This is a genomic window from Moraxella sp. K127 (assembly GCF_015223095.1).
In the GTDB taxonomy this organism is placed as follows: Bacteria; Pseudomonadota; Gammaproteobacteria; order Pseudomonadales; family Moraxellaceae; genus Moraxella.
This window is the reverse complement of record NZ_JADFBZ010000015.1, coordinates 40,231-50,367: the sequence shown is the minus strand read 5'-3', so window position 1 is coordinate 50,367 and position 10,137 is coordinate 40,231. Positions and strand designations below refer to the sequence as shown.

The window sequence follows — 10,137 nt, the reverse complement described above, 5'->3', positions numbered from 1 at the left end:
GTTAAATATACTTTTCAGAACATTGCTATAAATCTTATCTATTTTATCAATTTTTCCCCAAAAAAACCATTTTTGCCATAAAATTTAATGGCTGATTTAAAAAGCGGTTTAAAAATGGGCGATTTTTCTTTATAATGGCAATTTTATCCAATTAAGAGAATACCATGCCAGATACCCATTTAGATGACCAGTTTAGCGATGATACTCAGCAAGAATTTGACGGCTCGGACAATTTAGACGAGCTAGAAAATGGCAAATTAAGCCCTGCCCAAATTGATGAGCTACATATTCAGCTTGATGAAGCAGGTCGCAATTTGCGTACCATTCGGGATTTTATTCGTTTTTGTGTGAGCAAACTGCGTGAATATGACGTGGTGGTGGCACAGGGGACGACTGATGAATTTGCCGAAAGTTCTGCCATTGTCCTGCATACGCTAAACCTAGATTGGGGGGCGAATCCTGAGATTTTGGATTGTCGTTTGACCGACAGCGAAAAACAGGCGGTGCTTGACCTACTTTCCGAGCGGATTATTCAACGTAAGCCTTTATCATATCTCATTAATTTGGCGTATTTTTGTAATTTGCCGTTTTATGTGGACGAACGGGTGCTTATCCCACGCTCGCCCATTGCCGAACTTATCAATCAAAACTTCTACCCGTATTTTGATGTGGATAATGCCAATAAAACCAAGTTTTTTGCCCACGGTTTGCAAGAGTTGCAACTGGCTCCGCCTGAGCGGATTTTGGATTTATGCACGGGGTCGGGTTGTATCGCCATTGCTTTGGCGGTGGCATTCCCTGATGCCAATGTGGACGGGGCGGATATTGATAAAGATGCCTTGGAAGTGGCATGGACGAACGTGGAACACCATGAACTGTCTCATCAAGTCAATCTGATTGAGAGTGATTTGTTTGCCAAAATCCCTGCCGAAAATCAGTATGAGCTGATTGTAACCAATCCGCCTTATGTGGATGCGGCGGTCATGGCGGAGCTACCGCCAGAGTTTTTGCATGAGCCAGAACACGCCTTGGCGGCAGGACAAGACGGTTTGGATTTGGTACATCAGATTTTGTACCACGCCCCCGATTATCTGACAAAAGACGGGCTATTGGTGTGTGAAGTGGGCGATAGCGAATGGGCGTTACGTCAATCCTATCCTGAGATTCAGTTTGACTGGCTTACCTTTGAAAAGGGCGGAAGCGGGATTTTTGCCATTACCTGCGAGGAGCTTTTGGAGTATCGTGATGAGTTCAAAAGACAGGTGGATAGGGTGAAGGGGGAGTAATGGATGAATTGCTTTATTGATGATAAGGTTTTATTTATCGCTTTGACGTTATGACTGCTGAGCGATAAGTGGGTATTTTAAAAACCCAAATCACTAGATTTGGGTTTATGCTTATCAAATACCGCCAGCAAACTCACTCACGCAGGCATTAATCGTCTTGCTTACCGCAGATGTGGCGATTTGCACACGAGCATTTTCATCAATCACAGCTTGACCTAGTTCGGCAAGGGTGACACTTTGCGGGGCTTTTTCGCTGACACAGCCACATACTTTGTTTTCAAGAGCTGTCTTTTGCTCGGCAGGCATCAGCATGGTAATGGTTTTGTAGGCATTATAGCCATTGAGCTGAGTGCGACATTGGATGTCCACAGCATTTTTAAATACTGCCATACCAGCATTGGTTGCGGTATTGATGGCATTGGTTGTGCCATCCGTGCCTGTGGTAGCACAACCTGTTAGCATGGCAACACTCGCCATCATGCTAAGCATTAATTTTTTCATAAAACCTCTCTGATTAAAAATTACTCATCTATGATATCACAAAACTGTGCCGTTAAAACACCTGCTAACTCATCAGGGGCAATGCCAATATCCAGTCCACGCTTGCCACCGCTCACATACATTTTATCAAGGTTTTGGGCGGAAGAATGTATCACGGTTTTTAGGCGTTTTTTCTGTCCAATGGGGCTAATCCCGCCCACGATATAACCTGTTAAACGTTCGGCGTCGCTAGGATTTGCCATAACAAGCTTTTTTACACCCACGGCATTCGCCATTTTCTTCAAATTAAGCAGATGACACACGGGCAATATCGCCACAAAATACGCCTTACCGTCCGTAACGAGTAAGGTTTTAAACACCGTATCAGGCGACAAACCTAACTTTTCGGACGCTTCTAGCCCAAAATTTGTGTTATTTGGGTCGTGGTCGTATTCGTGGACGCTATGGGCGATTTTTTGCTTTTTTAATAGGCGAATGGCAGGGGTCATTGTTGATTATCTTTTAATTGAGAAATTCGCTCTCGCACGACTTTGTGAAAATCGCGATTATCATAGCCATTTGCTCGGTTTTGTTGGATACGTTGCCATGCCTTTTGTTCGGTCATGGGGAAATGATAGCGGTCAGATGCGAGCAAAATATTATAAATGTCATACACATCCTCGTGGCTTTGGTATAATTGCAACAGTTGGTTGGTAATCTCGTCTAAATCATCATCGCCATACATCAAAGTTAGCCGATGATAACCCCACACCATGCAATGATAATAGGCTTCATCGGAGAGTTTCGCCCCAAGCTGTATTTTTTCTGAACTTAACGGCTCATCTGAAAAATATTGCTCATCGCTGGGGCGTAGCATTTGCGAAAATACCGTACCGTCCAAATCTGACCCATAAACCGATTGAAATTGGGCGTAATTTGGGGGCATGACTTTGTACCAATCCATGAGTGTAGGCTCACTGGCAACAGACGACTGCCCAACCAATAATAATGCCAAGCCGATGATTTTAAAAAGTTTATTTTTCATCTTAAACATGATAACTTTTATTCAATCGGCTTTAATGGTTGCACAACATCGGCATTTTGCCCACGATGACGCAAATAATGGTCAAGTAGGACAATGGCAAGCATCGCCTCAGCAATCGGTGTGGCTCGCACGCCCACACAAGGATCATGGCGACCTTTGGTAATGACGTCTGTTGCCTCACCATCTAGGTTAATCGTCTTGCCTGCGGTGGTGATACTGGCGGTCGGTTTTAGGGCAATGGCAACACGAATAGCCTGCCCACTACTAATCCCACCCAAAATCCCGCCTGCGTGATTGGCACAAAAACCGTCAGGGGTTAGCTCGTCTCGGCTGTCATGCCCAAACTGCTCGGCAACCGCAAACCCATCACCAATTTCCACACCTTTGACAGCATTGATAGACATCATCGCATGGGCAATGTCCGCATCTAGGCGGTCAAAAATCGGCTCGCCCAAACCCACGGGGACATTCTCGGCAAAAACCTCCAATTTCGCCCCACAGCTTGTGCCTTGTTCACGCAAGGACGTAACCAACGCCTCAAAACGTGGCAGAGCGTCAATATCTCCACAAAAAAACGGGTTTTGGTTTACAATATCCCAATCTAGTTTCTCAGCCTTTTCAGTGCCAATTTGGGTAACGTGTCCACGAATGACAACGCCCAAACGTTCTTTTAAATATTTTTTGGCAATCGCTCCTGCCGCCACACGCATGGCAGTCTCACGAGCAGACGAACGCCCACCGCCCCGATAATCCCGAAAGCCGTACTTCATCGTGTAGGTATAGTCGGCATGATTGGGGCGAAAAGTTGTGGCGATATTGCCATAATCTTTGGATTTTTGGTCGGTGTTGCGAATGAGTAGCCCAATCGGTGTGCCTGTGGTACGCCCCTCAAACACCCCAGAGATAATCTCCACCACGTCATCTTCTTTACGTTGAGTGGCGAATTTAGAAGTCCCCGGTTTACGGCGGTCAAGCTCGGCTTGCAAATCCGCCTCGCACAGCTCCAAATTGGGCGGTACACCGTCCACAATCGCCATAAGCCCCACGCCATGCGACTCGCCACAGGTGGTTACGCTAAAAAGTTGTCCTATTGTGTTGCCTGACATGGGTTGCTCTCTTTGATTGTCTTATGTTTGGATAAGTATAATTAATTACATAATGATTTTTGATGATCTTGGAAGCTTGTAATCGTAAATTTAAAAGCTTTCAATATTGGCAATCTTGCTTTTCTAAATTACAATTAATTTTTAGCTAATAATTTTTGTGAATGTCACTAGGACGTGCCTGCCTTTTGCATTTGCAATGAAAAATGCCCGTTTAAAAAAGCAGGGGAATTGCACGTTTCTCATGCAAAAACGGTTGGTTTGTTTCTAAAATATGTCTAAATTGTAAATGTTGTTATAAAGGTTCAGTGCGCCCCATATCAAGTGTATTAATCAAGTGTCAAGTAAACAGTTTTTCTCTTTCTATCTATATGGGTGATAATTTTTTTTATCCATCTATAAAATTGCCAGAATGGTCTTTTTACCTCTCTCCAAATCTTTTTATACAAATTTTGATGAATTTTTTCACGCTCAATTCTAAGTATGTTTTCAAATCTGTTTCGACGATCTTGTTCTAGTTGACTTGAAATAATAGTTTGATTGGTCTGTCTGTCGCTTTGTATGCATAGACAGGGGTTTAATTGATATGGATGATACTTGCCATGCTGTATGTAATGTTCAAATACAATGTGATCGACAGCAATAATGCCGTTATATTTAGTATAATCTTTATGAAAGTCCACAAGATTGATAGCGGCATCTTTGGACAATATATATCCTGCACACCCAAGATGAATGTCAATAAGAGGGATTAAAAACCTGTCTTTTGCAGAAATCTTAGTGCCTTTTGACAAAATGATTTTGTCAAACAACTCTATTTTGATAATGTGGCAATCTTTGGGAATCCAGTCGGTATTATTTAGAAATGACTGGCTTGAATTGGCTAAGTATACATCATCCTCAAAGATTCCAATATACTCCAAATCATCATCAATGGCTTTTTGCCATAAACTAACATGACTAAATAAGCATGCCAACTCTCCTTTGGTTAGATTGGCATTGGTGATATCTAGCCCAAATTTAGTCGCTAACTCATCAATTTGGTCTGGTGTAACAGCATCAAAAAATTCAAAATTAATCTCTTTTTGTCCAAATTCTTGTATAATATGTAGACGTCTTTCTTGTGCATTGGCAAGGCTGATGACATAATTTTTAAGCATGGCGTTGGCGAATGAGAAAATTTATGGTATATTGCCTAAATTTCGTCATTTTGTCAAGCTACGATTGGGAGTTGCATGAAAATATTACACGTTTTATTAACTTCCCTACCTATTCCGCCCAATGATTATGGTGGGACGGAACGGGTATTATGGGCGTTATATCAAGGGCAAAAAGAGCTTGGGCATGATGTTAGGTTTTTGACCAAATACGACAATAAAAATCCCGATGGCTTGATATATGATGAAAATAAACCCTTGGAGGGTCAAATAGAAGGCTGGGCGGATATTATTCACTTTCATTTTCCCTATGATGGCGAGATAAATACGCCATTTGTCTGTACTGAGCATAGCAATAGTGATATTGAAAAAGAATTTAATATCAACACCATTTATTTATCATCCAAACACGCTGAGAATTATCATGCCAATTGCTATGTGCATAATGGGCTGTATTGGGCGGATTATGGCGAGCCAAATTTGGACAAGCCACAAAATTATGTGCATTATTTGGCAAAGGCGACATGGCGAATCAAAAACGTACAAGGAGCGATAAAAATCGCCAAAAATGCCAATATACCCATACATATTTTGGGCGGTAAACGCTTTAATCTAAAACGCAATCCATATTTTTATTTATCATCGGATTTGACTTTTCACGGTATGGTGGGTGGCATGGCTAAAAATGACCTTGTGAGAAATTCAAAAGGGCTGATTTTTCCTGTGTTGTGGCATGAGCCGTTTGGGCTTGCCATGATTGAAAGTTTATATTTGGGTTGTCCTGTATTTGCCACGCCATTTGGGGCAATGCCCGATATTGTCAGCGATGACGTGGGGGTGTTGTCGGACAGTTATGCGGTGCTGACCGAAGCGGTCAAAGATGTTGATAAGTTTGACAGACGAGCATGCCATGAGCGAGCCAAATCGCATTTTAGTCATCTGTCCATGTCAAAGGCGTATGTGGAATGCTATGAAAGAGTATTGGCAGGCGAGAATTTAAACGCACAACGCCCAAAATCAAAGGCGAATATCAAGGATAGGCTAAACATGAGAGTGTAGACAGTCAACTACTTAAATGGTACTATCTTGTAGACAAGTCTTTTTAAAATGCTTCGCTTCCATGTTTTCATGCGACGGTTAAATTGTTGGATTAAAGTCATAGGTTGCTCATAACGGTTGTTGCGAGTGGCTTCGAGTGTGCTTTTTAGGGTATTGTCATGCCTATCTGACTGAATGGCTAGAGCAGGGTTTAGCTGATAGATGGTTGAATTAATGCAAGTGTTTCCAAATAAAATATGGTCTATGGCTTGTCCGTGAATATCAAAATCGTGTTGCAAATAACCCATGAGCGAGCAAGCATGGTCTTTTGAGATGATGTAACCGCATGCTCCAACGTGGGTGCTTTTTAGGGGGTGTAATGCCCTGCCATGATGATGAATGATAGGTTTGCCCAAATGCACCAATTCATGCCATGTTTCTAGCTTGATAATATCAAAAGGAAAGTTTAACCAGTCGTCTTGTAAAAAGGCAACGGCATTTTCGCCCAAATATACGTCATCTTCAAAAATGGCGATATGCTCTAAGTTGTCATCTATCATCTTTTGCCATAAAAAGACATGACTTAAAAAACATGCCTTTTCGCCCAATGACAAGCGTTGGTTGTTTGCCAAAGGAATGTTTAATTGCGTGGAAATACGCTCTATGTTGTCTGGCGTAACCGCATCAAAAAATGCAAATTCAATACCTTGTTTGCCGAATTCCGCCTTGATATGCTCTCGGCGGTCATGAGCGGTAGCTAGACTGATGACATAGTTTTTCATGGCTTATTCCGATTCATCTGCCACAGCATGATGTATTTATCCAAGGTATAACCCAAAGACGCCACCGCCAAGATATAGCCGTACGCCCCGCCCATAAAGTCGGCACGGATGACATGCTCACGCACAAACGAAAACCACGAGCGAACAAGCAGTCCTGCCATGCTCACGGTTTTGCCTTTGGTGTGTTTTTCTTTTGCCCAGTCGTGGCTGTATCGGATATTTTTTACCAAAAAATGATGCAGATTGTCGTTGGTGATGTGGGGCAAATAGCCCTTTAATACCACGCTTGGCACGCCTTGTTGGTCAAGCGATTCATGCACTTCTAAGTCTGAATATTTAAACTGCGTGCGAGCATAGAGCCGAGCAAGCTTATCGGTGTACCATGAGCGTGGCTGAACTTCCACGCCACAAAAGGTATTGACCCGAGCAATGGCAAAGACCTTATCTGTCTGCACGGGTTGCCTTAATATATCAGCAATAGACTGCCTTAATTCTTGGTCAAGGCGTTCATCAGCGTCCAGCACCAGCACATAATCGCTTGTAGCATAAGACTGGGCAAGTTGGCGTTGTTTGCCAAAGCCTTGCCAGTCGGTATTGGTGTGCCATTTTGCTCCAAAAGATTCGGCAATCTTGCGGGTATCATCGGTGCTACCGCTATCCAAAATGATAATCTCATCTACCAAATCATGCACGGTATCAAGGCACGCTTTTAGGTGCTTGGATTCGTTTTTGCAAATCATGACAAGCGACAGCGTGCTTTTTTTGTTGGTCAAATCAATGGGCGTGAGATTTTTGGCAAATTCTACCGATTTTAAAAACGCTTGTTCGGCTTGGTTGTGGGTCAAATCGTACAAAATGGCGTATTTGTTAAAGGTGTATTGGGTAAACATCAGCGAATAAATCAACCCATACCTGCCCTGCAAAAAACGCCCGTCCACAAAATACTGTTTAAAAAACGCCCAAAACGGGTTTAAAATTACCTTACTAAATTTGCCTTTTTTGCCCTGTCTGTGCCTATCGTCCGCCCATGCTTTGGCGTATTCTAGACGTTTGGTGAGCCAAAATAGGGGCGTGTCTGCCGTGTGATGTCGCATAAAGCCGTCAAGCGTGGCAGTGCTTGCCCCATTTAGCACGACCGATTCATGCACTAAGTTATTGTCATAGTTATATTTTTTTGGATACAGTCGCCAATGAGCCTTAACCGCCCATAGCCTGTTATCAATCTCATGCCCAAAAATACAGTCTATGCGTTTGATCCCATATACCGTATCATTGGGTGGATTTTTAATGACCGCCAAAATGCTCTGTTTTAGCTCATCGGTAATCTCTTCATCAGCGTCTAATGCCAATATCCATTCGCCTGTGGCGTATGATTGGGCAAGTTGGCGTTGTTTGCCAAAGCCTTGCCAGTCGGTATTGACGTGCCATTTTGCCCCATATTGTTCGGCAATTTCTCGGCTGTTGTCGGTGCTACCGCTATCCAAAATGATAATCTCGTCCGCCAAGCCGTCTAGAGCAGGCAAGCTGATTGCCAAATTTTTGGCTTCATTTTTGACAATCATGACGACTGATAGGGGGTATTGACTCATTGCCAAGCATCCTTAATCCACTCACTTGGCAAAACATGGCGATACCATTTACCGCCCCCACCTGTGATGGCGTCTGGTGGATTAATCTCGCCATGAAAGATGACGATTTTTGCCCCGTGTGGTTTTTTGGGTGGGACAAAATACGCCATGGGAATTTTTTGCAGGCAGTGATATTTAAAACTCACACACCAACTGGCGTCCCAATATTCCAAATGATGATGTTCACGCAGATAATTGGATAAAAACGCCTGTTCGTGGCGAACTTCTGAACGGATTTTTTCAAAATTTTGTTCAAAATAACTAAGTAAGTTCGGATAAGTATTTTGCCCCACTTTAAAGCGATATACCGAACTGTTGCCGACCATTCGCCACGGCTTTTTCCAATCACGGATAATCATCACGCTGTCATCATGCTCCGCTTTGTGCGTAAAAAAGCAGTCAATATTATCCACGATGACAATGTCAATATCCAAAAATAACGCCGTGCCTTTTAAATCATACAATTCTGGCTTAAAGGTGGTGAGTTTTTTCCAGCCACGTTCGGGCAGGTTGGCAGGTAGGTTTAGCTCGGGAATGGGATAGCATTTGACATTATCATCAATGCCCGTGGGGTCGTCCGTCAAGCACACCATTTGAAAATCAAGGGTTAAATGGCGTTTTACCATATTATACAGGCGATTGACGTACTCGGCACCGTATTTGGTTCCCCATTTCATGCAAATCACATAGCGGTTGTCGGTCATGGATTTTCCTTGTTTTTGTCTATTTTATAAGATTTTATTTGGGCCTGCAAATCATCAAAAGGCAACAGATAGGGATTTTCGCCAAAAGGCGTGGTCTTAAATCGCCGATAGCCCCACATATAATGGGCAAAATGCTCATTTATCATCATCTGCATACTATTATTTAAAGCAGTGGTGGCGATGATGTCGTTTTTGTCGTACAAATTGGGGTCGGTCAAATCATAACAAAATATCTCAAATCCGTCCTTGCCTTTAATACACGCCAGACCAACCAACGCACAGCCTGTTTTTTGAGCAAGTTTGGTGGTGAGCGTGCCTGTCATGGTGGGAATGCCAAAAAACGGTACAATCTCTCCGCCATTTTTATCAGGCACATGGTCGGGCAAAATCACAGTAAATCCGCCTGATTTTAGCGTTTTAAAAATCGCCTTAACGCCTGTGCTGTCGGTGGGGACAAGCGTAGCGGACAGCCGTTCACGACCGCTTAGGATAAATCGGTCAAGGCTAGGATTGCCAGACGGCTTGTACATAATCGTCAGATCGCCAAAACCGCACAGCCATGCGTTCATCATCTCCCAAGTGCCGATGTGTGGCACCACCAAAATCAGCCCCTTGGGATTGGCAAAACCACGCTCCAAAATCTCACGGTTATGCACCGTTTTGATTTGGGCGATAGACCATTCTGGGGACATTGCCCAGCTTTTGGCACTGTCTAGGGTGCTGATAAGCTGATTTTGCAAGGCGGTAAAGGCAAGCCTGTCTCGCTCGTCCTTATCCATAAAAGGGCGGACTAGCATGAGATTGGTGCAAATACTGCGGTAAATGCTGGCATTTGACCATTTGGCAAGATAAGACGCAAAACGAGCCAATGCCCCCAAAAAGGACATTGGCACGAATTTGATAAGATTAAGCAT

Annotated in this window: 11 protein-coding genes; 2 read left to right on the top strand and 9 right to left on the bottom strand. The window is 43.3% G+C overall.

Annotated features, from left to right (window positions below):
• The first annotated feature begins 164 nt into the window (after positions 1–164).
• Complete coding sequence (gene prmB / locus IM753_RS04915) at positions 165–1,286, top strand: 50S ribosomal protein L3 N(5)-glutamine methyltransferase (protein WP_194108789.1); 1,122 nt, start codon at positions 165–167, stop codon at positions 1,284–1,286.
• 114 nt (positions 1,287–1,400) lie between these two features.
• Here the strand turns inward: prmB and IM753_RS04910 are convergent, their stop codons facing one another.
• The 5 genes from IM753_RS04910 to IM753_RS04890 form a co-directional block, all read right to left on the bottom strand.
• Positions 1,401–1,787, bottom strand: coding sequence for a hypothetical protein (locus IM753_RS04910; RefSeq protein WP_065256662.1), 387 nt, complete (start codon positions 1,785–1,787; stop codon positions 1,401–1,403).
• 20 nt (positions 1,788–1,807) lie between these two features.
• A complete protein-coding gene (gene ybaK, locus IM753_RS04905) occupies positions 1,808–2,275 on the bottom strand; it encodes a Cys-tRNA(Pro) deacylase (protein ID WP_065256661.1) in 468 nt (155 codons plus the stop codon).
• The gene (locus IM753_RS04900; RefSeq protein WP_065256660.1) at positions 2,272–2,811 is read right to left on the bottom strand and encodes a hypothetical protein; all 540 of its coding nucleotides are present in this window, start codon (positions 2,809–2,811) and stop codon (positions 2,272–2,274) included. Before IM753_RS04900 ends, ybaK begins: the two co-directional genes overlap by 4 nt.
• Before the next feature lie 17 nt (positions 2,812–2,828).
• Positions 2,829–3,917 carry a chorismate synthase gene (gene aroC / locus IM753_RS04895; RefSeq protein WP_065256659.1) on the bottom strand — a complete coding sequence of 363 codons (1,089 nt, stop codon included), beginning with the start codon at positions 3,915–3,917 and terminating at the stop codon, positions 2,829–2,831.
• A gap of 326 nt (positions 3,918–4,243) precedes the next feature.
• Positions 4,244–5,074 (bottom strand): glycosyltransferase family 25 protein, encoded by an 831-nt coding sequence (locus IM753_RS04890; protein WP_065256658.1) that lies wholly within the window; start codon positions 5,072–5,074, stop codon positions 4,244–4,246.
• Between the two features lie 75 nt (positions 5,075–5,149).
• On the opposite strand from IM753_RS04890, the gene IM753_RS04885 reads away from it, so the two are divergent.
• Positions 5,150–6,130 (top strand): glycosyltransferase family 4 protein, encoded by a 981-nt coding sequence (locus IM753_RS04885; protein WP_065256657.1) that lies wholly within the window; start codon positions 5,150–5,152, stop codon positions 6,128–6,130.
• 8 nt (positions 6,131–6,138) lie between these two features.
• Here the strand turns inward: IM753_RS04885 and IM753_RS04880 are convergent, their stop codons facing one another.
• From IM753_RS04880 to IM753_RS04865, 4 genes are read right to left on the bottom strand one after another with little or no spacing between them, the layout of a single operon-like run.
• Positions 6,139–6,891 carry a glycosyltransferase family 25 protein gene (locus IM753_RS04880; protein WP_065256656.1) on the bottom strand — a complete coding sequence of 251 codons (753 nt, stop codon included), beginning with the start codon at positions 6,889–6,891 and terminating at the stop codon, positions 6,139–6,141.
• A complete protein-coding gene (locus tag IM753_RS04875) occupies positions 6,888–8,480 on the bottom strand; it encodes a glycosyltransferase family 2 protein (RefSeq protein ID WP_227514755.1) in 1,593 nt (530 codons plus the stop codon). The genes IM753_RS04880 and IM753_RS04875 overlap by 4 nt, the downstream gene beginning before the upstream one ends.
• Complete coding sequence (locus IM753_RS04870) at positions 8,477–9,223, bottom strand: glycosyltransferase (protein WP_065256655.1); 747 nt, start codon at positions 9,221–9,223, stop codon at positions 8,477–8,479. The genes IM753_RS04875 and IM753_RS04870 overlap by 4 nt, the downstream gene beginning before the upstream one ends.
• Positions 9,220–10,137, bottom strand: a complete 918-nt coding sequence (locus tag IM753_RS04865) for a lysophospholipid acyltransferase family protein (protein WP_194108788.1) — start codon at positions 10,135–10,137, stop codon at positions 9,220–9,222. Before IM753_RS04865 ends, IM753_RS04870 begins: the two co-directional genes overlap by 4 nt.